The sequence below is a fragment of the Methylophaga sp. OBS4 genome, from assembly GCF_026319305.1.
Taxonomy (GTDB): Bacteria; Pseudomonadota; Gammaproteobacteria; order Nitrosococcales; family Methylophagaceae; genus Methylophaga.
In genome coordinates this window covers 41,864-67,118 of the sequence record NZ_JAPDMV010000002.1, presented here as the reverse complement: position 1 = coordinate 67,118, position 25,255 = coordinate 41,864, and the positions used below count along the sequence as shown (strand labels likewise).

19 protein-coding genes are annotated in these 25,255 nt (G+C 50.0%); 6 read left to right on the top strand and 13 right to left on the bottom strand.

What is annotated here, in order from left to right; all coding sequences use genetic code 11:
* The first annotated feature begins 32 nt into the window (after positions 1–32).
* The 5 genes from OMP95_RS00865 to OMP95_RS00845 all read left to right on the top strand — a co-directional run bounded on the left by OMP95_RS00865 (position 33) and on the right by OMP95_RS00845 (position 6,058).
* Positions 33–563 (top strand): pilus assembly protein PilP, encoded by a 531-nt coding sequence (locus OMP95_RS00865; protein ID WP_266324931.1) that lies wholly within the window; start codon positions 33–35, stop codon positions 561–563.
* A gap of 3 nt (positions 564–566) precedes the next feature.
* Positions 567–2,693, top strand: a complete 2,127-nt coding sequence (gene pilQ / locus OMP95_RS00860; RefSeq protein WP_416234619.1) for a type IV pilus secretin PilQ — start codon at positions 567–569, stop codon at positions 2,691–2,693.
* A gap of 88 nt (positions 2,694–2,781) precedes the next feature.
* A complete protein-coding gene (gene aroK / locus OMP95_RS00855) occupies positions 2,782–3,318 on the top strand; it encodes a shikimate kinase AroK (protein ID WP_323135099.1) in 537 nt (178 codons plus the stop codon).
* On the top strand, positions 3,315–4,409 hold the full coding sequence (gene aroB / locus OMP95_RS00850; protein ID WP_266324925.1) for a 3-dehydroquinate synthase: 1,095 nt from the start codon (positions 3,315–3,317) through the stop codon (positions 4,407–4,409). The genes aroK and aroB overlap by 4 nt, the downstream gene beginning before the upstream one ends.
* 128 nt (positions 4,410–4,537) lie before the next feature.
* A complete protein-coding gene (locus tag OMP95_RS00845; protein ID WP_266324923.1) occupies positions 4,538–6,058 on the top strand; it encodes an AAA family ATPase in 1,521 nt (506 codons plus the stop codon).
* On the opposite strand, the gene OMP95_RS00840 is transcribed toward OMP95_RS00845, so the two are convergent.
* The 5 genes from OMP95_RS00840 to OMP95_RS00820 are packed head-to-tail and all read right to left on the bottom strand — an operon-like array spanning position 6,033 to position 11,226.
* Positions 6,033–7,229 carry a pyridoxal phosphate-dependent decarboxylase family protein gene (locus tag OMP95_RS00840; RefSeq protein ID WP_266324921.1) on the bottom strand — a complete coding sequence of 399 codons (1,197 nt, stop codon included), beginning with the start codon at positions 7,227–7,229 and terminating at the stop codon, positions 6,033–6,035. The genes OMP95_RS00845 and OMP95_RS00840 overlap by 26 nt on opposite strands.
* Complete coding sequence (locus OMP95_RS00835) at positions 7,226–7,807, bottom strand: delta 1-pyrroline-5-carboxylate synthetase (protein WP_266324919.1); 582 nt, start codon at positions 7,805–7,807, stop codon at positions 7,226–7,228. The genes OMP95_RS00840 and OMP95_RS00835 overlap by 4 nt, the downstream gene beginning before the upstream one ends.
* 2 nt (positions 7,808–7,809) lie before the next feature.
* Positions 7,810–9,195, bottom strand: a complete 1,386-nt coding sequence (gene pabB / locus OMP95_RS00830; protein WP_266324917.1) for an aminodeoxychorismate synthase component I — start codon at positions 9,193–9,195, stop codon at positions 7,810–7,812.
* Between the two features lie 9 nt (positions 9,196–9,204).
* A complete protein-coding gene (locus OMP95_RS00825) occupies positions 9,205–10,251 on the bottom strand; it encodes a hydantoinase/oxoprolinase family protein (RefSeq protein WP_266324915.1) in 1,047 nt (348 codons plus the stop codon).
* Between the two features lie 12 nt (positions 10,252–10,263).
* Positions 10,264–11,226: an ATP-grasp domain-containing protein gene (locus tag OMP95_RS00820; RefSeq protein ID WP_266324913.1), complete on the bottom strand. Its 963-nt coding sequence runs from the start codon at positions 11,224–11,226 to the stop codon at positions 10,264–10,266.
* A 22-nt stretch (positions 11,227–11,248) separates the two neighbouring features.
* On the opposite strand from OMP95_RS00820, the gene OMP95_RS00815 reads away from it, so the two are divergent.
* The gene (locus OMP95_RS00815) at positions 11,249–11,965 is read left to right on the top strand and encodes a HisA/HisF-related TIM barrel protein (RefSeq protein ID WP_266324911.1); all 717 of its coding nucleotides are present in this window, start codon (positions 11,249–11,251) and stop codon (positions 11,963–11,965) included.
* Positions 11,966–11,995: 30 nt separating this feature from the next.
* Here the strand turns inward: OMP95_RS00815 and fae are convergent, their stop codons facing one another.
* The 8 genes from fae to OMP95_RS00775 all read right to left on the bottom strand — a co-directional run bounded on the left by fae (position 11,996) and on the right by OMP95_RS00775 (position 25,237).
* Positions 11,996–12,514, bottom strand: a complete 519-nt coding sequence (fae, locus tag OMP95_RS00810; RefSeq protein ID WP_266325017.1) for a formaldehyde-activating enzyme — start codon at positions 12,512–12,514, stop codon at positions 11,996–11,998.
* A gap of 123 nt (positions 12,515–12,637) precedes the next feature.
* Positions 12,638–13,507 carry a triphosphoribosyl-dephospho-CoA synthase gene (locus OMP95_RS00805; RefSeq protein WP_266325016.1) on the bottom strand — a complete coding sequence of 290 codons (870 nt, stop codon included), beginning with the start codon at positions 13,505–13,507 and terminating at the stop codon, positions 12,638–12,640.
* Positions 13,497–14,414: an ATP-grasp domain-containing protein gene (locus tag OMP95_RS00800; protein ID WP_266324909.1), complete on the bottom strand. Its 918-nt coding sequence runs from the start codon at positions 14,412–14,414 to the stop codon at positions 13,497–13,499. The genes OMP95_RS00805 and OMP95_RS00800 overlap by 11 nt, the downstream gene beginning before the upstream one ends.
* A 42-nt stretch (positions 14,415–14,456) precedes the next feature.
* Positions 14,457–15,440, bottom strand: coding sequence for a methenyltetrahydromethanopterin cyclohydrolase (gene mch / locus OMP95_RS00795; protein WP_266324907.1), 984 nt, complete (start codon positions 15,438–15,440; stop codon positions 14,457–14,459).
* 166 nt (positions 15,441–15,606) lie between these two features.
* Positions 15,607–16,833 (bottom strand): multifunctional CCA addition/repair protein, encoded by a 1,227-nt coding sequence (locus tag OMP95_RS00790; RefSeq protein WP_266324905.1) that lies wholly within the window; start codon positions 16,831–16,833, stop codon positions 15,607–15,609.
* 9 nt (positions 16,834–16,842) lie between these two features.
* Entirely contained in the window at positions 16,843–18,783 is a 1,941-nt protein-coding gene (locus OMP95_RS00785) for a transglycosylase SLT domain-containing protein (RefSeq protein ID WP_266324903.1), read from the bottom strand.
* Between the two features lie 46 nt (positions 18,784–18,829).
* Positions 18,830–19,306, bottom strand: coding sequence for a chemotaxis protein CheW (locus tag OMP95_RS00780; RefSeq protein WP_266324901.1), 477 nt, complete (start codon positions 19,304–19,306; stop codon positions 18,830–18,832).
* A 3-nt stretch (positions 19,307–19,309) separates the two neighbouring features.
* Positions 19,310–25,237, bottom strand: a complete 5,928-nt coding sequence (locus tag OMP95_RS00775; protein WP_266324899.1) for an Hpt domain-containing protein — start codon at positions 25,235–25,237, stop codon at positions 19,310–19,312.
* Positions 25,238–25,255 lie beyond the last annotated feature (18 nt).

Genomic DNA, 25,255 nt, shown 5'->3' with positions numbered 1-25,255 from the left:
GCAAAACGGGATAAACAAAGGGAAGCATCACTATGAATGAAAGACTGAAACTGTCGATCATTGTCATAGCGCTCAGCCTGCTTGGTGGGTGTCAGGATGAGAAAGAGGATCTCAGCGCTTATGTGGCCAAGGTCAAGTCACAGCAGAAATCAGATATACCGCCTATTCCGGTGATGAAACCTTATGAAAAGTTTGAATATGCTGCGGCTAAACTAAGAGATCCATTTGTACCTACAGTTATTGATGTCTCTGAACCAGAGCTTGCACCTGTTGCAGATAATGGTATCACTCCTGACAGCAATCGCCGCAAAGAGGCACTGGAAGCCTTTGAGTTATCAGAGTTGCAATTTGTCGGCACTCTTGAACAAGAACAGATTTGGGCATTGGTTCGGGCGCCAGATGGCGTTATTCATCGTGTGCAAAATGGCAATTATATGGGTAGAAATCACGGTAAGATCTTGTCTATCAGTGAAGCAGAGTTAACTTTGAAGGAGATTGTTCCCAGTGGACGCGGTGGGTTCATCGAACGGGATACCTCTGTTTCGGCAGTAGAGGTTAAATAAACAATGAATATCATGACGACAAAAAATGGAATCACCATGGCCAAGCAGACATTGATAACAAGTGATAAAAACTGGACCACTGCCCTGAAGCGCCAGTTATTCTGTGCTCTGGCATTGGTGTTTGCTACCGTGACGACGGCAGGTGCTGCCGAACTGCGAGCGTTGGATTACAGTGCGCTGCCTGGCAACAAGGCAAAAATCCAGCTTACGTTCTCGGAACCCGTATCCAAACCCAATAGCTTTGCTACTGACGACCCGGCCCGAATTATTCTGGATTTTGCCGGTGTGGAAAATAAGCTGCAAGAGAGAACAAAACAAATTAATGTCGGTGTGACCAGAAGTGTTTCTGCGGTTGAAGCCGGAGAGCGTACCAGAATGGTCATTAATCTTTTGCAAAAAGTGCCTTATTCCATCAGCCAGTCAGGTAATCAGCTGACTGTTACTATCGAAAGTGCCCATCAGGTTGCCAAACGTTCATCAAGCCCGGATACCTCAGTGACAGATATTGATTTCCGCCGCGGTGAATCAGGTGAAGCCCGCTTGATCATTAAACTGGATGGCACCGATACGGCAATGGATGTGCGTCAGGAGCGCGGCAATATCGTTGTAGAGTTAGCTAATGTTGGCTTACCCGACAACCTGCATCGCCGACTGGATGTGATGGATTTCGCCACTCCGGTTAAATATATTGATACTGAGACTAAAGGTAACGCAACGCAGTTGACGCTCACCACAGAAGGCGAATATGAGCATCTAGCATATCAATCTGAACAGACGCTGGTGATTGAAGTCAAACCGGTTTCTAAAGATGTGCAAGCAGCCCAACAAAGAGATCAGTTTGGATATAAAGGTGAAAAGCTGTCTTTGAACTTCCAGAATATTGAAGTAAGAGCCGTCTTGCAGTTGCTGGCAGACTTTACCGGCATGAATTTGGTAACCAGTGATACCGTCAAGGGTAACCTGACCCTGCGATTGAAAAATGTGCCCTGGGATCAGGCTCTGGATATTATTTTGAAAACCAAAGGCCTTGCCATGCGTCAAAATGGTAATGTCATGCTGGTGGCGCCCGCTGCAGAAATTGCGGCCAGGGAGAAACAGGAACTGGAAGCACAAAAACAACTGGTTGAACTCGAACCACTCTATACCGAAATTGTTGAAATCAAATTTGCAAAAGCCGATCAACTGGCACAAATCCTCAAAACAGATGGCAAGCAGGGTGGTGGCTCTGGACAGAGTGGTTTTCTGTCGCCACGCGGCAGTATCACCATCGATCAGCGAACCAATTCTTTGTTGATTCGTGATACGGCGGATAACCTAGTCGGTATCCGGCAGGTGATTGAGCAACTGGATAAACCGGTGCGCCAGGTTCTGATTGAATCACGTATTGTTATTGCCAACAACGACTTTAATAAAGAATTGGGTGTCCGGTTTGGTGTCACCAAAGAGAAATCATCGGGTAATAAATTTATTAATCAGGCGGTTACTTCAGGCTCACTAGATGCCACTACTCAGTTCTTGAATGGTGAAACAATTGGTTTTGAGGAACGAATGAATGTGAATCTGCCTGTTGATAACCCTGCGGGCTCTATCGGCTTGGCGCTTGCTAAACTTCCTTTCGGTACGTTGCTGGAGCTGGAATTGTCGGCTATGCAAGCTGAAGGCAAAGGCGAGGTTATTTCAACCCCACGTGTCATTACTTCCAATCAGCAACAGGCCACGATCGAGCAAGGTACTGAAATTCCTTATCAGGAAGCTACATCAAGTGGCGCGACCAACGTGTCGTTCAAAGAAGCGGTATTGAAACTGGATGTCACACCTCAAATCACGCCTGATGACCGTATCGTAATGGATTTGGAAGTCAGTAAGGACGAGGTGGGTGAAGTCTTCCTTGGTGTGCCCAGTATCGATACCCGCAGTGTTAAAACCCAGGTATTGGTTGATAATGGTGAAACAGTGGTACTCGGTGGTATTTATGAACAGAGTACTTCTAACAATGTCACACGAGTGCCTTTCTTTGGTGATCTGCCCTATGTCGGCTTTCTGTTCAAAAATAAAGCTAATGAAGACAGAAAACGTGAGCTTCTGGTTTTCGTCACCCCCAAAATCGTTAAGGAAGGGCTTCAATACTAAACTCATATAAGAGCCTGTTACTGAATTTTGAAGCCGGATCGCCTTTGATCCGGCTTTTTTGTGATAAAAAATTGAAGGTCAGAAAACATTGATATCAGGTAATATATTCCTTGTTGGTCCGATGGGAGCCGGTAAGTCCACCATCGGCAGACAGCTTGCCAAGGCTTTGCATAGAAAGTTCTATGACAGCGACAAGGAAATCGAACAGCGCACCGGTGTTTCCATTTCGTGGATTTTCGAAATGGAAGGTGAAGCAGGTTTCAGAGAGCGTGAGTCACGTGCTATTGAAGAGCTGACCGGTATGACCAATATTGTGCTTGCGACGGGCGGTGGTGCGGTGTTATCCGAGGAAAATAGAAAGCTGTTGCGTTCCAGAGGCCATGTTGTCTATCTGTCAGCGGAAGCGGAACAGCTGTATCGGCGAACTGCCAGAGATAAAAAACGTCCCTTACTGCAGCTCGCGGATCGCAGAAAACAAATTGAAGATCTTTTGGCTAAGCGTGATCCTCTGTACCGCGATGTCGCGGATATTGTATTGAAAACCGGTGAACAGTCAGTTCAGCATACGGTTAACGAAGTTATCAAAAAACTGAAAGAAACAGGACATATTAACGATCCCTCATGAAAACGCTACACGTTGCCCTTGCTGAGCGCAGTTACCCGATTTACATAGGCCAGGATTTATTATCTCAGCCTGAACTGATTCAACAGCATTTAAAGAATAAAGAAGTTTTGATTGTCACCAATGAGACAATTGCACCACTATATCTGAATAAAATGCTGAATCTGCTGCCGGGATATCAGTGTGAATCCGTGGTTCTGCCTGATGGTGAACAATTCAAGACCCTGGACGTACTCAATCGGGTATTTGATAAATTATTGCAGGCACGGTTTTCCCGGCAGGTAACCCTGATTGCTTTGGGGGGCGGTGTTATTGGCGATATGACCGGCTTTGCCGCAGCCTGTTATCAGCGGGGTGTGCCGTTTATACAAGTCCCTACCACCTTATTATCACAAGTAGATTCTTCCGTTGGCGGAAAAACTGCGGTCAACCATGCCTTGGGCAAGAACATGATCGGAGCCTTTTATCAGCCGCAGTGTGTGATCGCCGATACCAATACGCTGAACACGCTGGATGATCGCCAACTGGCTTCAGGGCTGGCAGAAGTCATCAAATATGGTTTGATTAACGACCGTGCCTTTTTTGAGTGGCTTGAGCAAAATATGGCTGCCTTAAAGGCCAGAAATCCACAGGCTTTAGCCTATGCGATTGAGCGATCCTGCCAGGACAAGGCTGAGATAGTTGCGATGGATGAGACGGAACAAGGTGTCAGAGCTTTGCTTAACCTCGGACATACTTTTGGGCATGCGATTGAGACCGGTATGGGATACGGCAACTGGTTGCATGGAGAAGCGATTGCCGTTGGCATGTTAATGGCGGCAGACTTGTCCGCACGCATGGGCTGGATATCCGCGCAGGATGTCAGCAGAATCCGTGCTATTTTTGCAGCTGCAGATTTACCGGTAAACGGACCAGAAGGCATGACTTCTGAGCAATATATGGCTTTGATGTCAGTGGATAAAAAGGTTCAGGCTGGTGTTATCAGGCTGATCTTGTTGAAAGATATCGGGCGCGCGGTGATCAGTGACGATTATTCAATTGATAAACTGCAGGAAACGTTGAGGCTGGGAGAGTCTAGTACTCTTGCAAGGTGATGACCGGGTTCAGCGTCCACGACTTCTTGCACAGGGAACACCCCTTCGCTGCGAATGGCGTCCTGCCGTGAACGCAGACAGATCAATTGAACGTAACAATATCAAATTGAAAGAGCACTAGCTTTGAAATGAGCGAAATTGCATCGACATCACCGGAACCGGCCTATCTTGCATGGCTGGCTTTAAAGCGCCTGCCATTTGCAGGGGTGTCAAATGCAGACAGTTTCTTTCCTGGTAGCCAGATAGAGCAACGGCGCCTGCTGTTGCTGCACTTGCTCCGATCGACGGATAAGCCTGTGTTGATTCAGGCTAATGCGGGAATGGGTAAAACATCGATGTTAGGTCAGTTACAGCGCGAATCAGCGCCTGATCTGCGCTTTTGTCTGATTAATTCACACACCGATTTCTCACAGTTAAGCGCCATTGTCTTAAAAGGTTTGGGTGGTGATACGCAGAATTTCTCATCCGAGCAGGGGCTGGCCGGATTGTTGCAACAGCGGCTGCAGCAATTGCGTCATCTGAATATTGTGCCGGTATTGCTGGTTGATGAGGCTGATCAGATTGCAACAGAAGTGCTTGACCGGATTAAGAGCTGGCTTGAATGGCAACAGGAACAGCTGCGTCTGCTCCAAGTGATTTTTACTGCGGCATCAGCGCAGTTTCAAATCGAAGGTCTATCTTTGCAGTCAATCAATTTACCTGCGCTGGAAAATGACGAGATAACAGCTTATCTGATGCACAGGCTTACGGCCGCAGGTTATACGGGCAGCTGTCCTTTTACGGACAAGGATATGCAGCGTTTATATCGCCTGTCGCAGGGCAACCCGGGAAGACTTAATCGCCTGGCACATCAGCAATTGCTGGGTTTGAAAACAAGCAGTAATTTGACAGACAGACTACCGTTCTCTGCGGGCAAGATATTAAGATGGTCGGGGCTGGTATTGTTGGGGCTGATATTTATTTTCTTACTCAGCTACCAGCAACAGATAAATGAATGGATGTCTGTACCCGAAGTGAAGGAACAGCAAATAGAGATTCCTGATCTGGTAGCAGAAAATGAGCTTGCTACGATTGTGCTTGGTGAGGAGGAAAAGAGCAACAAACCCATTTTGCAGCAGGCCGAGCGGGATGAACTCGCTGAATTATTAGCAGAGATTCCCGAACCGGCAGACGAAGACACAAAAAAGAACGAGTCATCGGCAGCAGAGCATGCGATAACGGAAACAACACAGCCTGTTGAACCGGACGAAAATACCGAGTCAGCAGAACCGGAACAAGCTGAGCAAATACAGAAAGAGCCTCCGGTTGACATTCCAGATGAGGAGCAGGAAAAAACAACTGTTTATGATCAGGACTGGATTCTGTCTCAGCCAGCGACGGCATATACTTTTCAGTTAATGGGCGCCTGGACACAACAGGAAGTAGAGGCGTTTATAGAGAAATATGCACTAACCGGCGACGTCGCTCAGTTTAGCAGTCTGCGTAATGGTAAACCCTGGCATGTGCTGACTTACGGTGTTTACGATAATAAGCAGGCCGCTTTGTCAGCCAGTAAAAAATGGCCGGCTCCGCTCAATACCTTGCCAACATGGTTACGTCGGTTTGACAGTGTTCAAAAACAAATTAAAGATAAGGGTGTAGCACCTTAATCAGGCTTGCGGCCTGCGTATTAGCGCTGGCAAAGACCGCGCGATAAACCGGCCGCCCATTAATACTGGCGCGCGAGAATATACCTTGGTCTGGCAGTATTGCCAACAAGTCAGGCTGTTTCGGTTCGAAACAAACAATACCCGTTTCGGAGACAGACACAGGCCAGTCGGTCAGTTCGGCCAGATGTAAGGCAAACTGGCGTGACTGAGCCAGTCGCTGCCGGATTTGCTGATAAAACCAGTCTTCACCCAGCATCTGCAGATTTAACCACAATGGCAGAAACAGCTCACCACCATATGAACCTGGCAACCTGTTGTCAGGTGACGAAGACAGGTAGTCGACTTGTGCAGCAAGAGATTGACCGCCATGGCGGGACAGCAACACGCTGGAGGGTTTGGGCTGCGATAAAGCTTTGTGTGGATCAAAACTGATAGAGTCAGCTTTTTGCAGCAGCTGATACCGCTGCCGGTTTTCCGGCAGCATCATGGTGGCGCCGCCCCAGGCAGCATCAATATGTATCCAGCTCTGATAGGACTGGCCGATGGCCATGCAAGGTTCCAGCGGGTCGATTACCCCTGCTGCCGAGGTACCAGCATTTAACACGATAGCAACGGGCGGTCTGTCGAGACAGGCGTGTTGCAACGCTTCCGGGAGCAGGCGATCCTGTTCATCAGTGTCGATTGGTTTGAATGCCAAACCGAGAAGCTGACAGGCTTTTAATACAGAATAATGCGTTGCCCGGCTGCCATAAACCAGGTTGCTGCTGTGAGCACTCAGATCACGGGCACGCCACAAGGCTTCCAGGTTGGCGTAGCTTCCACCATGAGTGAAGTGGGCGTGTGGCTGGCCAAAATGCTGGCAAAGCCATTGCAGCAAGGATTGCTCAGCCTGTTTTAACGCAGGATACAGCTCAGCGGACAATAAATTACCACTATGCAGAGCCGCTATCTGCTGCCCCAGCAGGCTGTATGGTGCCAGCGTCGGTGTCATATGCGCCGCCCACTCAGGCTGCTGATGAAGTGCTGCTTCCTGTAATAACGGCTCACAGAGTGCGTGCAGCGATGCCATATGACTGGTGCCATGTTCGGGTAAAGAGCAGGCGGAGCCACTATTGAGCAGCTGTTGAACTAAACTATTGAGTTGTTCAGGCTCAGGTAGCGCGTGCTTCATCGCAGAACCAACCCCTTGTCCGGAAATAAAGCCTGCTGCTGGAAATGAAACAGTTGAGTGGGTAACGGCTGGTGTTCGTAGAGTGTTCTGAACCCCTTATCGAGCACACCATGTTCTATCAGTGCCGTGATGCGGCTGGAGACCACGGTGGTTCTTTTGATCATGACCAGCTCTTCAGCTTCTAGCTGCTGACTGAGCCAGAGAGCCAGGCTGTCTGAGCTGATATCCCAGCTGTGCGGCAATTCAGCCACATCAAGTACGTGCCGATCCGGCAGCCAGACATATAAACCCTTTTCCAGCTCGCTGCCATGCTGGTGAGGGTAAAAGAAAGGCCTGCATTGCGGTGCCAGATCAGCCATTAACAGGCCGAACTGGGCCATTGCCAGAATAGCCATATGATGGGCGGTGGTATCACTGAAGCGATGCAGACGCTGCGCATAGCGGACTTCGTCAGCAAACGGGCCACCGCCGGGAACCATTAATATGGTTTCGTTATGCCCGGCCTGTTGCAGCAATTCCAGCCACTGCCGCAATTCGGGGGTATGAAATAGGCTGCCGCCGAGTTTGACCACCCGCATGATTAACGCAAGGCCTCGATCAGTTTGAACATCGCCGCTGCTTTATCATGCACTTCCTGATGTTCGGCTTCGGCCTGAGAGTCGGCAACGATCCCGCCGCCGGCCCAGAACCTCAGGCGCTGGTCACTGAAAACTAATGTGCGTATGGTGATATTACTGTCCATATTGCCATCAAAACCGATATAACCGACGCTGCCACAATACACGCCACGCCGGTTGGGTTCCAGTTCTTCGATGATTTCCATCGCCCGTAATTTGGGGGCGCCGGTGATCGATCCACCCGGGAAACAGGCTCTTAGCAGCGACACGGCAGTTTCATCATCCGCCAAAGTGCCGGTAATGGTGCTAACCAGATGATGCACGGTGGCAAATGATTCCAGGGCAAAAGGTTTGGGGACTTTAATACTGCCCGGTTTACATACTTTACCCAAATCATTACGTAATAAATCAACGATCATCAGGTTCTCGGCCCGATCTTTAAGACTGTGTTGCAATGCGTCTGCAAGTTCCGCATCTTTCAGTGGATCGGTAAGATCGCGGGGGCGGGTGCCTTTGATAGGTTTGGTTTCAACCTGGTTTTGATGAACTTGCAACAAACGTTCGGGTGAGGAGCTCATGACAGCCACATTTCCTGTACTGAAAAAGGCAGAAAAAGGAGCTGCATTCTGTTGACGCTGAATTTGATAGGCATACCAGGGATCACCTTCAGCTTTTATTTCAAAGCGTTTAGCGAGGTTAACCTGGTAACAGTCACCTTCAGTAATGTAATTTTTTATCCTATCGAAAGCCTGTTGATATTGCTGAGGATCCAGGTTACTGGTTAATTCACCATGGACCTGGAATAGTGATAAGTCATCGGCATCAGCTGACAAGAGTTGGGTTTGCAGTGATGACCAGATGTCATGGGTACGCGGGTCCAGTCCAAAGCTGGTCAGCCAGCAGCGTTTGAGTTTATGGTCCGTCACGACTGCCCAGTCATAAATGCCCACGGCCATATCCGGGATATTTTCAACATCGTCTGCGCGATTGGGCAATGTCTCTATCCGTCTTCCCAGATCATAAGCAAAATAACCGATGGCACCACCGGCAAAAGGCAAGTCAGTCTGAGGCTGTCGGTAAGGTTGCAGCAATGTTTCCAGGATTACAAACGGATCGGCTTCGGAATGGTGACTATGTCCGTCCCGATATTGAATGATCGACTTGTCTGCACGGGTTTCAATGGTAATGAAAGGGTCAGCGGCAAGAATGTCATAGCGGCCTGCCGGACATCCCGTATTAGCACTATCAAGTATTACTGGCCAGTTCATATGCCGGAGTTTGCCGAAATAGTTGGCACTGTCACCCGGATAGGGCAGCTCGGTGCATAGCGGTGGCAATTGCGAGATCATCCGGGTATTTTACGATAACTGCTGTTGGGCCAGAAGGGCCAGGGCAGCGGCGGGTGCGTGAGCGGCCGCCTCATTGATTCCGTTGCAGAGTTCAGCAAAATCTATATAAGGTCTGTTGAGGCGTTTTGCGATCAGTTGCACCATAAAACGGCCAACACCGGCGCCGATTAACGGGCTCTGTTGTGCTATTTCCGGGGCGGAACTGAGTACTTGTAAACAGGCCTCGGTAATGGTCTGCAACTGCTTTTCGGCAAACCATTGCGCTAGGTAAGACCATTGCTGCTCGGAAGCAAATTCGGCATCAGTGGCTAATATGCGTGCCAGCCTTTGCCGGCAATATGGTTTGTCCCACGGTTGACCGTCGGCACTATTATCCTGAATATCCGCGCTGCTGAGTTGATTTAACAGACACCAGACATCGGCACTGCTGGCAAACCATTCGGCTGTCAGCGGTATCCAGTCACCATTCAAGGGGGCCTGATGGGCGATCGCCATCAGCGGTGTACGAATCGCACCGGTATAGACCAGTTCTCCATGGCGTTGCCGATCATGATCACTGAGACCGCCGGGCCTGATTTGATGTTGAACGATGGGAATAATATCGCAGGTGGTACTGCCGATATCGATAAACAGCCCTTGCTCAATAGTGGCTGCTGCATACATGGCACTGGCTTGCCAGTTCATCGAAGCTACAGCCTGCCATTGTGTTTTTGCCTGTTCGACCTCTAACCAGCCCTGTTTGCCGGTAAATATCTGTATTGAGGATAGCGGCAATATGTTTACTATGCAGTCGAGGATCTGTTCAACGCCCTGTTGTCGATTGCGGAAAAAATCAACCAGTTCGCCGGTCATGGTGATCGCATGTACATCAGTCTGATTGTTGAGCTGTGCCAGTGCCAGACTGAAAGCCGTTTCCAGTTCGTCAATACCACGCCATAAAGCACAGGGAAACTGGATAATATCTTGCAGTTGTCCGGAAACATCACAGCGCGCCACTTTCAGATGCGCGCCGCCGATATCCCAGCCACTGAAGCCTGATGGTTGCGATTTATTCATAGCAAATACGGGTTATTGTTGTGTCAGATAAGCGTGCAAAGCCAGTGCCGGGTTGTGGTATTGTCTCATTTCAGCCTCAGCATAAGAGCTGGTCAGGCGGGGATTGATATCTATCACCCACAGCTGATCACCGGTTTTTATCAGATCAATACCCACAAACCCCCACAGACCCGGCATCGTATCATGAATCCTGCCGGCAAGCGCTATCGCCACTGTCGGTGCGAGTAGGTGGTCGTGATTGACCTGGCAGTGAGTCAGTTTTAACTGTTGCTGATGCTGCGTCATAATCTGAGCATTGATGGATAATAAATCGACGCCATTATCAGAGATAAACAGGCTCAGGCTCAGCGCCTGACCACCGATATAAGGCTGTACGATAAAGTATTGCAGCTCAGTCAATGAGAAAGTTGCCAGCTTTTCACGGCTTTGGCGGGTGTCAAGTACATAAGTGTCCTCACAACCGGCGCCATCAATGGGTTTTATCACCCACTGCCGGCTTGTTGTTGCGGAGTTGAGTAGCCAAGCTTCGGCTGATTGAGTAACTGGTGTTTGAATATCATGCTGCTCAAGCAGATGCCAGCATTGCAGTTTGTCGCCGCAAACAGTGATGGCAAGTTGATCGCAACCGAGCCACTGTTTTTGCGCTTGTTGCACCTGCCGGGCAATGTTCAGCAAGATATGGTCGGTTTCCGGAGCAATAACCAGAAATTGATCATATTGCTGCAGGCAGCGTGTCCAGCAGGTTTCAAAACTTTCTTTATCCTTGATCCAGAGGGTCTGCAAGCGGGTATCAGTAGGGCTGGTAGTAAGCGCGGGAAGTCGTTGGTCTCGCATGATCACCAGCTTGTGGTTTAACGCCAGCAGGTCCTGCACAATGGCGCTGAGCATGGCATCACCTTCAGCCGTCAATTCGGGGGGACAAAATCCTCCGGCCAACGCCCCACTGGTAAAATGTTCGTAAACAAATAAAGTCATTAAATTAAATCGAAATATGTGAATGGAAATTATACCGGTCATCGATATCAGAGAGGGAGTAGCCGTTCATGCCCGTGGTGGCAACAGGAGCGACTATCCACCGTTAAAATCATGTTTAACGCAGGCAAGCGAGATAAAGCCGCTTATCGCTGATCTGCTGGATTGGTATCCGTTTCGCGCCATTTATATTGCTGATCTGGATGCTATCGAAAGCGGCCAGCATTCGGTTTTGCGCTATCACGAACTGGAAAAAACGTTCCCTCAGCTGGAAATCTGGCTGGATGCCGGCATCAGGACTTATGCGGATTATTTGCAGTATGAGCAAAACCAGATTGTCCGGCCGGTTCTGGGGAGTGAAACTTTGGCTGCTCCCGACCTGTTGCAAAAACAGGATGTGCAGCAGCGGGCGATTCTGTCTTTGGATCGACGTCATGGCCGTTTTCTGGGTGATCAGACATTATTGCAGCAGCCTGCTAACTGGACTCAGACAGTGATCGCAATGAATCTGGATACCGTTGGTGCTGATAGCGGACCGGGTTATGACTGGCTGACAGAATTAAAACAGGCCAGGGCTGATGTGGATTTATTTGCTGCTGGAGGGGTGAGGGGAGAACAGGATATGTTGCAATTGCAGCAACTGGATATCAAAGGGGTGTTGCTTGCCAGTGCATTACACACCGGACATTTGAGTAGAGAGGCTGTCGCAAGCCTGATGGAGCAGGAACACCGCCCTTCGTGAGAAGAGCGGTGTTGTAACAAGCTTTAAAACTTACTTAGCACCGAATGGGTGTTCAGAAGTTTTGTATTGAGCAACAACATCAGCCGCTTTTGGCTCACGTGCAACGGCACGTTTGATAGCTTCTTTGGTTGCTCGCTGGTTCCAGTCCTGAATTTTCTCGTCGCTGTCAGCGGTTGGAGAAATAAAGACACCTACACAGATGAAACAATCATCAGCTTCGCCAGCAGGGATAGTTCCGTCTTCAACACATTCAGCTACTGCCAAAGAAACACCACGCTGAGCGGGACCGAACATTTGTACGGCTTGCTTCATGTTTTTGATGGTCACTTTGTTGAACATGACTGTTGAAGGTTTAACCATCAGGTTAGGCGCAACAACGGCCAAAAGACCATTTACACCTTGTTTCTGGTCAGTCAGAGTGCGGCAAAAAGCATCTTCTGCTGCTGAACCACGTGGGCCCATAATAAGATCAATGTGAGCGACATTATCCAGGTCACCATCTTCAATGACCAAAGATTCACCTACAAGTACGCGATCGATAACTGGCATGTTATATTTTCCTGTTCCAAAAAAATTGTCAAAAAGGCTCATTTTTTCCCCTCCTTATCACAAGGAAAGGTTTATACGTAATAAAGGAACGTATCACCTGCTCAGTGCCGTCCGCTATATGCATCATGGTACTGAAATTCTGTGTAAAGAAAACCTTTGCTGAAATGCATGCAGCAGCAAGGTGGCTGCGACAAGATCAGCGGTCGTTCCTGGGTTGATGGCTTTCTGTTTTAATTCGTTATCCCAAGCAGTGAGCTCAGTATAATAAGCATCTAACTTATTGTTCTTATTCATCTCAAAAACAAATTGTTTTGCCTTTTGTGTGACCGCCTCTGCGAGCTCAACGGACTGCTTGCGACAGATAAGACTGTCCGGAGCGGTTGATAACAGCTTAAGATACGCGAAAGCGGTGGCCCATTCAACACTTTCCCCAGAATCCAACGCCGCTGTCAATGCCGGCAAAGCGATCGTCCATATATCCCCGAAGTTGCTTACATACTGAAGGGCTATTTGGTCGCGATCCCGAGCCATGTCCATCGCTTCAAGTAGTGTAACGGTCGGTTCCTGAGCAATGTCCTGATTATTCAGCTTGCCCAAACCGCCGGCTTCAGCCATGCGAATAGCCTGATAGCAAAGGCGGGCATCTTCAACTGACAAATCATTCAGCACGTACTGCAACTGTGAAGAGAGTTGTTCAAACGATTCACATTGCTTGATAGCGCAGCAAAGAGGAGCAAATAATAAGACAATGCCGAGATTGGTATTACAGTCAACAACCGCTCGAGTCGCGGTAATAGCCTGCATAATGCGCTCGCCGACAGAAAGTCCAGGGCGGGCCATAACGGGCGCTATGGCATGGGCACTGCGGATAAAATCATCTACCGCCATATTGTGACCATCGCTGAAGCAGTTCACATTGCCGGGTTTGGGCGCCCGGACTTCCTGTTCACAGGCCCAGATCACAGCTTGCTGGATATCAGACTCAGACAGCATGGTGGGATTGTAGCGAGTTTTCCACCCGTTGCAGTAATGCCTTGGCCAAAGCGCCGGCGATATTCGCACCGGTAGCCTGATATAAACCTTTCCATGCCGGGACGCTGTTGACTTCCAATACACTGAACTGGCCATCACGGGTGCGGATCAGGTCAACCCCGGCATAGTCAGCCTGTACCGCCGCTGTTGCCTGGAGTGCGAGCTGTTCCATTTCTGCCGAAACCGGTGAGGCAAAACAGCGTGCACCCTGTGCGAAGTTGGTGATCCAGTGTTCGGAGCGACGAGACATCGCCGCGTATACCTGCCCATCAATTACCAGTAAGCGCCAATCCTGCCAAAGACCGCTTTGTTCGGGCGCGATATATTCCTGCAGATAAAATGCGTCGCCGACCGGAATTTGTTCGCCGAGTTGCTGCATGTTTTCAATCAAGGTAATGCCCTTACCCTGAGAACCAAACAAAGGTTTCATCACCAGTGTCATGCCTGCATTCAGCTGACGGCAGGCTATATCGAAGGCCATAGAGCGGTTTTCACAGGCCCAGGTGCGGGGGGTGTTGAGTCCGGCCAGATGCAGGCGTAAAGAGGTGCGGGCTTTATCAACCGTATGCTCTATCGCCGTGGCAGGATTGAATACCGGTACGCCCAGTTCAGCCAGGGTATGTAATACATCCATACGCAAGGTGATTTGTTCGAGAAAACCGGGCGCAATGCCTCTGACCATAGCTGCTGCCGGCAATTCGTTTTCAAAACCGGGGATAAAAAGGCCTTCCGGATAATCCAGATCAATCCGGCATTGCGCCAGATCGGTGAGTACGACATCAAAGCCGAGTTCCCGTAAAGCCGTTGTTAATTGCTCACTGTGCCAGCCATGGGTGTCGTTAAAAATAACAATGCGAGGCGTATTCATATGTCGACTTAAAAGGGGAGTGAATTAATACTCCCGTATCAATTACAGACCGAAAGACTGGTTAAGTAAGTCCTGATTCAGTTCACCTGCGCTAAAGCTTTTACCGGTTTTAGCATTGGTTACGATCACTTTCGCCGGGCTGAACAGCATCGGGTCAATTTTGAAGAAATCATATTCATAGGACTTGAAGATATCAGCAAACGGACGACCATAATCAGAAGAAGTGTTACTTGGCATTTTGGCTGCCAGATCACGGGCTTCTTCATCGGTACCTTCGATAAACAAATGTACCAGACCACCGTAAAGAATGGCATCATTGGTGCGGCCCATGCCGGTCATAAAGTCACCACCTGGCGGCGCAACGGGCGTGACGCCAAAACCATCGATGATTTTTTCCATCGGGAAATGCACAGTATGCGCTTTGTGCATTGCCACCTCCAGTACCCGAATGGCTATCTGCATCACGCCGGCCAGGCTGGAAGTCGGGGTCAGAATAAAGGTCAGGTTTTCAGCTTTTATGCCACAGTTGTCCGCCACTTTTTCTGCGACTTCAACGGGGGGGAACGTGTCCACTTCCAGCACAATCACCGTCGAGTCGGCTTTATCTTGATAGGCAAATTCCTTGAACAATTCTTCTCTGGCTGCCAACGCACGGCCGGGACCGGATCCTAAAGCAAAAAATTTACTGTCTTCGCTTTTGTGGGACAGGCTCCACCCGGCATATTGACTGCCCAGACAGCTTAATACAGGTGTTTTGGCATGCACATTGACAGACCATGGCCAGTTATCAAAACCACTGTTCGATCCGAGGGTAACGGTGCCCAGGCCGCCCATGCAGATTTCACCAATGCGACGTCCGGCTTCCAGACCGCCAACACAATTGATGCCGGCATCAACGATACGGGTGCCGTTTGCGAGCGTGCTGATTTCAAGTTGAAGGGCTTCGGCATCGGCGATCAAGCGGTCGACCAGCGGTTGGCATGCGGCGTTGACGCTGGTCCAGTTGGCGGAGATATCACTGCTCATGAAAAGGTCCTGTCTAGAATCGAAAAATAAACAAATTATACGTGATGTGGCAGCTGCTGTAATGTTGCAAGCCACAGTCAGTTAAGGCCTGAGCGCTTGTTTCGGTATATAACCGTCCGCTAACTGCGTTACTGTTGGAAAAAGGTGCTGGATCGCTGTAACGGACTCAGGCTGTTTGCCTGAATTGTGCGAGGGTGTCTGCAATTGCCTCGGTACGCGCTGTGGCAAGCGCTTCGGCAATGGCTTTACCACTGAGCCCTGCTTCCACAAATGGTTGGACATCAATGGCTTTAGCCGCCTTATAGCATGCCTGAAAAGCGGCTTTTTCCGGGAGGGGGGCATCTTCATAGCCGGGACGACCGCGAAAATCAGCTTCGCTGGCTAAAAGGTATTGTTGAAAACGTTGGGGGCGACGAAAGCTGTCAATGGCTTCCAGCGCTTGCAAAATCTTATCCGCAGAGAACTCAAACAACAGGTGTACATGAGTATGAAACTCGGCGACTTTGACTGCCAAAGTGGTCAATTCCCTGGGGACACGTAAGCGTTCACACAAAGCCAGAGTTAATGCAACACTGCTGGCCTCATGGCCTGTGTGACGGGGCAGAATATGCTCAGGGGTGGTGCCTTTACCTAAATCATGACACAGGGCGGCAAAACGCACCGCCAGATCACTGCTGAGCCGTGCGGCCTGATCAATGACCATCATTACGTGCACACCGGTATCTACTTCCGGGTGCCATTTGGGATCTTGCGGCACACCAAACAGACGATCAACTTCCGGAAACAACACCGCTAAGGCACCGACCTGTCGCAGTGTAGTGAAAAATACGGAGGGGTGATCCGCCAGCAAGGCATTGGACAGTTCCTGCCAGACTCGCTCGGCCACCAGGTGATCTAGCTCACCGCTGGCTATCATCTGCCGAATCAAAGCTTGGGTTTCATCCGCGATTTGGAAACCAAAACGTGCTGCAAAGCGGGCGATCCGCAATACTCTGACCGGATCTTCAACGAAAGCAGGCGAGACATGACGCAGGATCCCCTGTTGCAGATCCTGCCGGCCGTTAAACGGATCGATGATATTACCGTCCGGATCTTCGGCAATGGCATTGATGGTCAGATCGCGGCGCGCCAGATCCTGCTCCAGTGTCACATCCGGTGCGGCGTGTACCGTGAAGCCATGATAACCATGCCCAGACTTACGTTCGGTGCGGGCTAAAGCGTATTCTTCCTGAGTTTCAGGATGCAGAAATACAGGGAAATCTTTGCCCACCGGGCGAAAGCCCTGAGCCAGCATTTGAGCAGGCGTGGCGCCGACCACGACCCAGTCGCGATCTTTAACGGCCAAGCCTAACAGTTGATCACGGACACAGCCGCCAACAAGATAGGTTTGCATATCAACAGTTTAAGGTGTTTTGGGTTTGATTGCAGGCATACGTTCCGACAGCGGTTTAATTGACTGTTTGCGCTGGCTGTCAAAAATCGCTGCATAACTCAGCACACTACTGACATAGTGGCGGGTTTCATTAAACGGAATGTTTTCCACCCAGATATCGGCATCAATATTTTCGGGGGGTAACCAGCGTGTCACACGATGAGGCCCGGCATTATAAGCCGCGGTTGCCAGCACCGGGTTACGCTGATTTTCATCATACATGCGCTTGAGATAGGCGCTGCCCAGCTCAATATTGGTATCGGCATTGTATAACTCTGTCAGTTGCCTGAGCGGACGGTTGATCAGCTTGGAAATCAGCTTGCCGGTAGCCGGCATCAGTTGCATCAGTCCCATTGCGCCGGCATGAGAGCGTGCCTCAGGGTTAAAAGCACTTTCCTGGCGTGCAATGGCGAATAACCAGGATGGATCCAGTCCCTGGGTTTGTCCTGCTTTCAACATTTGATGGTCATACAGCACCGGAAAACGCAAATCCAGCGCATCCCAGTACTGCGCTTTGCCGAGCAGTGCAATAGTCTGGTTATGCCAGCCCCAATCATGGGTGATCATGGCAATCAGCTGCAGTTCACGGGCCGGACGCGTTAATGTGAGCTGATAAACCTCGCGCCGGGCTTCCAGCATCATATCCTGCAAATAGAATTCATACAGGCGCTGCATGGCCGGTTGTTGTTTCAACGTAGCGATTTCTACCGGCTGCGCCGCTATCGGGCGGTGATTCATCTGATAAGGCTGCGTCAGATGATCTGCGGCGAGGAAGGAATAATAATCACGCTGGCCGATGATGGCGGCGAAGGTTTCATTAGCCGCTGCCTGCTGACCCAGTCCAGCCTGACTGCGGCCCAGCCAGTACTGCCACTTGGTGGATGCCTGATCATCGATGTTCAACTGGGTGATGGCTTTGTGGGCAGCAGTCCAGTTTTGCTGCCAGATAGCTGCACGCGCCTGCCATTCTCCGCCCGGAATATTACCGAAATAAATCAGTGCATTATCATCACGGTTCAATGCGGCCCAGGTGCCAATTGTGCGACGAACCTGAATTCGATCCTGCTCACTGAATTGATAAGCCTGCCTCAGCCGTAGCCATGTTGCATAGGCTTGATCCGGTGCCCGCCGTGCCAGTCTTTCAATACCATGAATGATGATTTCTCTGGATAACGCTTCATCATGGGCAAGCGAGACCTGAGATTTATCTGCGGGTGGGGCGGCGGGTAACTGTCGTAATAATGACAGGGGATTTTCGTGAATACTGCGCCAGCGCTGTACCCAGGCTTTATTTTGCTCAGCGTTAGCGCTGGACTTGGCAAGATAAAGTGCGATGGAAAACTGATTGTCGCGTAAAGCCAGCATCATACGCTGCTGGCGCAAGTCTTCACTTAGCCGCCCCGCTTGCTGCCAGCGTTCAAATACCGGATCGCAGGCTTTGTGTTGAGAATGTGATACCAGCCACATAGCGGGGGTTGCCTCAAAGGCCAGAGATTGCTGCCCCGTGGCTAAAAGCGCCTGCAATCGATAACAATCTCTGGCGGCAGTCTGTGGCGCCTTGTAAAAATCGAGATATTGTGTCCAGCTTTTCTGACTGGCCAGCCGGTCCAGCCATGTTTGTCTTAGTCGATCGGCGTAGAAGGTGCCGTCTTCCTGATCAAGAAACTGCTTGATGGTATCGGCCGAAACATGATGAAGACGGTGACGTAAATAAAGATATTGTAGATAACCCTGCAGCGGATAGCCCTGCAGTTGCGCACTGAATTGCTGGTAAAGGTTGAGTTGATTAGTCTGCAGTGCTTTTTTTGCCTGCTGGAACAGTTGCCGCTGCTTGGCAAGCTGGGCTTCGCTGTCAGCATGGGCGATGGGTGTCAGCAACAGACATCCAAGATAAAACAACAGTGTTTTCATCAAGCTCATGGCCGCTATGTTATACCGAAACCAGGGTGAAAATCAGCTACTGTTTTTGTGATTGAATCGCGATTTCCAGTTGATCCAGATCGGGGATGAAAGCGACTTTGTTGCCAATCTTGATTTGGCAGTGCAGATAGGGTGATAGATTGTCGTCATGGGTCAGACGCAAAGCCGCCTGATTGAGTGTAATAAGCTGTGGCGAACCATTACAGGGTATGGCATAAAACTCCACATCAGCATCGGGATTAATACCATTGATAATGCACAGTTTGTTGCCGGGACTGATTTCATCGGCATCTGAGGTAATCAGATTTTCCAGGTTGATGATGGGCAGCTTTTGTTCCCGCCAGTTGACATACCCCAGCCAGTATTCGGGACAAGGTGTCTTGTTATCAATACCGGTTTTAGGGATGACTTCAGCAATGGTGCTGTTGGGTAACAACAGGTAGTGCTGATGCAGTGGAATCAGCATGCAGTGGATAAACTGAGCTGTATTTTGCATGGTGTTTGACTCTGCCATGGCTTAATGCTGTCCCTGGAAGAAACTGCTGCCGAGCAACCGTTTCATATTTTCAACCAGATCGTCTTCCTGATAGGGCTTACCCAGATAGGCATTGACACCGATACTAGTGGCACGTTCACGGTGTTTTTCGCCAGTGCGGGATGTGATCATGATGATCGGCAGATGTCTGAAGTCCGGATCATTGCGAACAATAGAAGCAAACTCAAAACCATCCATGCGCGGCATTTCCACATCCAGCAGTATGATATCGGGTTTCTGGGTGTGCAGTTGCGATAAAGCATCGACGCCGTCGCGGGCGGTCATAACCTCAAATCCAAGACGTTTGAGCAGGTTGCCGGAGGCTTTTCTCATGGTGATGGAGTCATCCACGACCATCGCTATCGCTGGTCTTTCCTGCAATTGTTCCAGTTCCCGTTCCAGGTTTACCGCGTCGTTATTGTCCAGATGCAGCTGACCGCCACTAGTATCAATTAAAGTGGGTATATCAAGAATAAATACCACACGGCCATCACCCAGAATGGTCGCGCCGCTAATAGCGGTGATATGGCCAAGTTGCTGGCCGACTGATTTGATGACGATTTCACGGTTGCTGATGATGGCATCGACAAGCAGGGCGATGCGTATATCACCGGAACGGAACAGCAGCAGCGGCATTCTCTGCTTCAGGTTGTCCGGCAAGATAATCGGTTTATCCAGCAAAGAAGCCAGCGGCATGAAATCGTATTGTTCGCCGTTAAACTGGTATTGTGGCTTAGGTGTACCCAGCATCAGTTTGATATCACGTACGCTGATGCGTTCACCTGCATTGACACTGCCCAGCGGGATAGCATATTGCTCGTCCTGGACTTTAACCAACAATGCCTGAATCACGGATAAAGTCAGCGGTAGCCGGACGACGAAAGTGGTGCCTTCGCCTGGCAGTGAGTGAATGGTGAGCCGACCTTTCAGACTGCGAATTTCATTACTGACCACATCCATACCCACGCCACGGCCGGCAAGCTGAGAGATATTGTCAGCCGTGCTGAAACCCGAGGTCAAAATCAGCTGAATCAGTTCGTCATCACCGGGGATATTGTCAGCCGTAATCAGATTAAGCGCGAGTGCTTTTTGTTTGATTTTTTCGATATTGATGCCTTGTCCGTCATCGCTGATGGTCAACACCATCTCGGAACCTTCACGGACAATTTGCAAATGTAACTGGCCACTTTCATATTTAGCTGCGCTGATACGCTCTTCGGGAGATTCTATGCCGTGAGCAATGGCATTACGCAAAATATGCTCAACGGGCGCGACCAGCCGATCCAGAATGGTACGATCCAGATCCAGTTCGGCCCCCCGAATCTGCAATTCAGCTTTTTTATCCAGCTCGGCGGCAGTTTGTCTGACAATGCGCTCCAGTCTGGGCACAACCCCGCTGAAAGGTAGCAGGCGGGTATTCATCAGGCCTTGCTGCAAATCGGTATTAAGGCGTGACTGTTGCAGCAGAATAGCATCAGTTTCTTTGACCAGCGTATCCATGGATCGACTGATATCATTGAGATCAATCACACTCTCGGTCAGGCTGCGTGATAATTGCTGGATCATGGAGAAACGATCCAGTTCCAGCGGGTCAAACTCCGAGTTCTGATGCAGTTGTTCATCTTCGTAACGAAATAGAATCTGGGTTTCGGTTTCAATTTCCAGTTTACGTAACTGCTCATGCAGTCGGGCAACGGTTTCTTCCATTTCCCGTAATTGCTGATGCAAAGCGGTGTGTTGTTGCGTGACTCGATCTCGGGCGATGCTGACTTCACCGGCGAAGTTTGTCAGGTAATCGAGCAAGTCCGCACGTACTCGTACTTGTTCAACATGAACGGGTGTTGTGGTTTTGGCGGCAGCTTGTTCCGGTTGCACGGTTTGCACCAACGGTTCAATTTCAATCACCGGACTGTCAATATGATACGAAGCCGTCTCACCGATCAGCTGTGAAATTTCAGCGATCAGAGAAACCGCGGTGGTAACGGATTCTCTAATGGCAAGCTGTTCCTGCATTTCAGTGAGTTTATCCTGGCAACGCTGCAGCAGATCAAAGAAATCTTCATTGGCGGGCTGTTTATTGTCACTGACGGCGAGAACCAGTGTTTCAATCTGATGTGTCAGATCCGCCATCGGTGTGATGCCGGTCAGGCGGGCACCTCCCTTGAGTGTGTGCAGATCGCGTTGCAGTTGCAGCGCATCCTGCTCACCGGCTTGATCAGACTGCCATCCTTTGATTGCCTGTCCACTTGAAGTCAGCAACTCCTTGGCTTCTTCTGTAAAGGCTTCCAGCAGGTCCGGATCCGTGTCGGCGGGAATGCTGAATTCAGTTTCATCAATATCGATAATATTGATGGTTTCAGTCTGGTTTTGCGGCCGCAGAAAGTCTGTGACCAGAGCCGGGAAATCTTTTTCAGCACTAACGGGTTTATTTTGCAGCAGACTTTCAATGTAATCGTTAAGCAGTTCGTAGCCTTGTTCAAGCAAGGCATCCAGTCCTTCATCGCCGGGTTCACTATTTTCAATCAATTTAGCGAGGGCGGCATAAAGACCAGCGATAACCGTTTGTTCAGCCTGACTGGCCGTATCTTTCAGCTTGCCCAGTGTTTGGATTAAGGCCTGCAGGTTTTCCTGATCCTCAGGATGTTGCTGCCATTGAGCAAGCTGCCGGGTATAGGCATCCAGCAATTCGTCAGTTTCTTCGAGAAAGACCACCAGAAATTCAGGATCGATAACGAGGGTGGCCTGTTCGGGGTCCGCCGGTGTAAGTTGAAAAATATTGTCTGAAAGTTGCCGAATATCAGGCTCATCGGCTTGCCCTGTCAGGCTGTGAAGAATCTGCTCCAACCCGGAAATGATGCCGGTTAATAGTGTCATTTGTTGCTGATCGAGCACGATGTTCTGTGCATGCAGGCGTTTCACTGCTTGATCCAGTTCAGTGGCAACCAGCGCCATCGGGGTAACTTCAGCAATATTGGCACAGCCTTTCAGCGAGTGAATGGCTCGCAGCATGTCCTTGGTGAGCTGGCGAGAAAAGGCAATCTCAGTCAGACATTGCTGCAAAGCGTTGACGTGTTGTGTCGCTTCATTGACAAAAATCTGCCGCAATTCGTCATCTTCTGATAGCCCAGTTGCCGGTTCCGGAGCTACCTCGGCTTCAGGGGCTTGCGAGGCAAGCTGTTCGATATAACGGGCTACACTTGTAGCCGGTCTGTCTTGTTGTGCCTTGTTGAGAATATATCTGTCTACTGACGTCAGCGACAGAGTTTCACTGCTTGTTGTGCCATCCTTCTGCCCGGGCAATGCTGCAACAGGCGACTGAGGTGTTAACTGCTCCTGCCGACGGATATATGATTCAACGCTTGTGAGCGGTTTGTTTTCGGCGGCATGGCGTTGGATATACTGTTCGACACCGGTAACAATGCTGGTGTCGATATGGAAGCCGGAGGCTGAATTATCGGCGTCCGCATCAACTGCTACGGATAATGTTTCATCCGAATACTGCGATATATCGAATTCAATATTTTCTTCTTTATCTGCCTGTTGGCGGATATATTGTTCTACCGAGGTGAAAGCTGCCGGTGCATCAGGTAGTTCATATGTTGATGCAGGCGGGACAGTTTCAATCGTTTCGGTAGTTGTGTCCTCACCGGTAAGGCACTGTTGTTTCTTTTCCAGCAGCGTTGTGACTTGCTCGGTGCTGTTCATATCGGCCTGAGTAAACCTGGCCAGCAAAGACGGAATCAGCTGATGTGACTGGCTCGCCAGCTGTTTTACCGCCTCAGTTTGTGGTCGTGTGCCATCAATTACATGGTTCAACACTTGTTCGACCGCCCAGGCCAGCTCACCAATTACTTGCGCGCCGGCCATACGGCCACTGCCTTTCAGCGTATGGAAATGACGACGGATATCATACAAGGCCTGCTGGTCTTCAGCATGCAGCCACAATGGCAGCAGATGATCCAGTTCAGCCAGAACTTCATTGGCTTCTTCGATAAAGATGGCAGCAATTTCCTCATCAACACCTTCGGCAAACTGCCATTGGGCCGGATCCGGCATAACCTCTGTGACGGAGCCAGCTGCTGAAATATCTGCTTCTGGTTCATGTCGAGGTGCTTCTTCACCGGGCGCGGGGCTGTCACTGACAGGGGTGTCCGCTTCAGATTCAATTAACAGGGGGGTATCATCGTCTGTTAACAGGCTGTCCAGTTCGGCAAGGGCGCGATCGTGAATATTTTCTGGCTGAAGCTGGGCGGTCCCGGTTTCTGTTGGCGCTTCAGTTGCCACTTCCGGCTCCGCCGTAACAGTGACCGAGTCGAATGTTGCCAATTTGTTGCTGGCGTCATTCAGGTAGTCATTTTCAGCATGGCCATGTTGCTTGATACCTTCCATGTACATATCGCAGCAGGCCAGAATATCTGCCAGTTGATTAAGCTGCGCGGGTGAAAATGCATCCGGGCTGGCGCTTTGCTGACAAATTTTCTCTGCAGTTTCATCAAGAACCAGTGCCGCTTCCGGGTAATTGAGAATATTGAGGCTGCCCGCGATCAGTTGCAGTTGCCGCGCCGTATCACCCAGTTCGTCGTTATAGCCGCCGGCCTGACTCATCAGCGTCAGGGTTTCCTTGATGTTGGCCATTTCCAGCAGGCATTCGGTTATGACCGTGCTGCGAAGCTGATCGTTGACGTTGGCCTGCGAGGTCGACTGAATGAATATCTCAACCTGGAGCAGGGTGTCGGCGAGTTCGGTGAGCGTTTGGTCATCGGGACGCTGCTCTTGATCAATCAGCCCCTGTAATTGTTCTGCCTGATGATGCAGGAGATTACTGGCTTCATATTCAGCAAGCAGGGCCAGCGTATCGGTCATGCTTTGCAGTTGCTGAACCACATCTTCAATGATGTTGGCGTTCAGATCCTGATCACGGTTGTAATGATTGATTTTTTCTTTTAAATCTTGCAGTTGTTCGAGCAGTGCCAGATGTGCATCGCCTAAGGCGTTATCACTCATGCCATAGATTTTCTGCTTATGATCGAAAAAGTGCAGACCGAATGTGGTTTTCAGCAGGGTGACATGAGGACCGTGACTGGTCGACTTTGCGATCATCAGTAACAGGCGGGACAGCAATTCAGCAGGGAAAGATAACAGCAGTTGGGATTCATCGCGTTCGCTCTGAATTTTGATGGGCTGAACCAGTTTGCCCAACAATTGCTTGATTGTGGCACTGGCCAGTAAGCCTTCGTGACTAAGCGCTTCGAGCAAGGTTTCAGCCGCCCACCACAATAAGGTCGTTTTTTCTTCCTGACAGGCGAGTCGCAGGTAATGGCAAACACCACGCATTTTGCGCAGGCTGTCATTATCTTGCTGACGCAGCCAGCTCAGCAGCATGACCTGGAATGCATGACCGAGTTTGTTTTGTTCAATACCGATATTGGGTAGTTGACGATGCGGATTGGGGGCAATGCTGTCAGGCAAGTGCACGGTTAGTGTCGGGCTAAAAAGATCGGGTTCGGTCAGCTTGTCAGCCTGTCTGACCTGGCGCAATTCATTAATACTGTCGAGCAGCGACAGCGGATGGTCCTGAAAATCATCATTAAGCAATTTGAGATAGTTGGGTAGAAGCAGCAGGGCTCGGACCAGCGCGTCCTGCGCTTGATCCTGGTCGGATACTTTATTATCGCGCAGCGCTACGGTCGTTTGCAGCATTTCTTCAGCCAGCATGGCGGCACCGCTGAGATTGATCATCTCTACAGTACCTTTGACCTGATACACCGCTTCGATACAGTCAGACAGTGAGTGATTGCCTGCTGCATCGATGAAGGCGTTCATGGCATTCAAGGCATGAACCAGCGATTGCTGCAGCTCGTCCTGCAGCCACATCAGCGCGTTGTAATTGCCTTTGATCAGTTGTGCCATATTTGCCGTTTCACTTTT

What these genes read in the sequence shown, in the direction of transcription:
- OMP95_RS00865 (WP_266324931.1), top strand. Translation starts at nt 33, where the DNA reads ATGAATGAAAGACTGAAACTGTCGATCATTGTCATAGCGCTCAGCCTG.
- pilQ (WP_416234619.1), top strand. Translation starts at nt 567, where the DNA reads ATGAATATCATGACGACAAAAAATGGAATCACCATGGCCAAGCAGACA.
- aroB (WP_266324925.1), top strand. Translation starts at nt 3,315, where the DNA reads ATGAAAACGCTACACGTTGCCCTTGCTGAGCGCAGTTACCCGATTTAC.
- OMP95_RS00845 (WP_266324923.1), top strand. Translation starts at nt 4,538, where the DNA reads ATGAGCGAAATTGCATCGACATCACCGGAACCGGCCTATCTTGCATGG.
- OMP95_RS00840 (WP_266324921.1), bottom strand. Translation starts at nt 7,229, where the DNA reads ATGAAGCACGCGCTACCTGAGCCTGAACAACTCAATAGTTTAGTTCAA.
- OMP95_RS00835 (WP_266324919.1), bottom strand. Translation starts at nt 7,807, where the DNA reads ATGCGGGTGGTCAAACTCGGCGGCAGCCTATTTCATACCCCCGAATTG.
- pabB (WP_266324917.1), bottom strand. Translation starts at nt 9,195, where the DNA reads ATGATCTCGCAATTGCCACCGCTATGCACCGAGCTGCCCTATCCGGGT.
- OMP95_RS00825 (WP_266324915.1), bottom strand. Translation starts at nt 10,251, where the DNA reads ATGAATAAATCGCAACCATCAGGCTTCAGTGGCTGGGATATCGGCGGC.
- OMP95_RS00820 (WP_266324913.1), bottom strand. Translation starts at nt 11,226, where the DNA reads ATGACTTTATTTGTTTACGAACATTTTACCAGTGGGGCGTTGGCCGGA.
- OMP95_RS00815 (WP_266324911.1), top strand. Translation starts at nt 11,249, where the DNA reads ATGGAAATTATACCGGTCATCGATATCAGAGAGGGAGTAGCCGTTCAT.
- fae (WP_266325017.1), bottom strand. Translation starts at nt 12,514, where the DNA reads ATGCCAGTTATCGATCGCGTACTTGTAGGTGAATCTTTGGTCATTGAA.
- OMP95_RS00805 (WP_266325016.1), bottom strand. Translation starts at nt 13,507, where the DNA reads ATGCTGTCTGAGTCTGATATCCAGCAAGCTGTGATCTGGGCCTGTGAA.
- OMP95_RS00800 (WP_266324909.1), bottom strand. Translation starts at nt 14,414, where the DNA reads ATGAATACGCCTCGCATTGTTATTTTTAACGACACCCATGGCTGGCAC.
- mch (WP_266324907.1), bottom strand. Translation starts at nt 15,440, where the DNA reads ATGAGCAGTGATATCTCCGCCAACTGGACCAGCGTCAACGCCGCATGC.
- OMP95_RS00790 (WP_266324905.1), bottom strand. Translation starts at nt 16,833, where the DNA reads ATGCAAACCTATCTTGTTGGCGGCTGTGTCCGTGATCAACTGTTAGGC.
- OMP95_RS00785 (WP_266324903.1), bottom strand. Translation starts at nt 18,783, where the DNA reads ATGAAAACACTGTTGTTTTATCTTGGATGTCTGTTGCTGACACCCATC.
- OMP95_RS00780 (WP_266324901.1), bottom strand. Translation starts at nt 19,306, where the DNA reads ATGGCAGAGTCAAACACCATGCAAAATACAGCTCAGTTTATCCACTGC.
- OMP95_RS00775 (WP_266324899.1), bottom strand. Translation starts at nt 25,237, where the DNA reads ATGGCACAACTGATCAAAGGCAATTACAACGCGCTGATGTGGCTGCAG.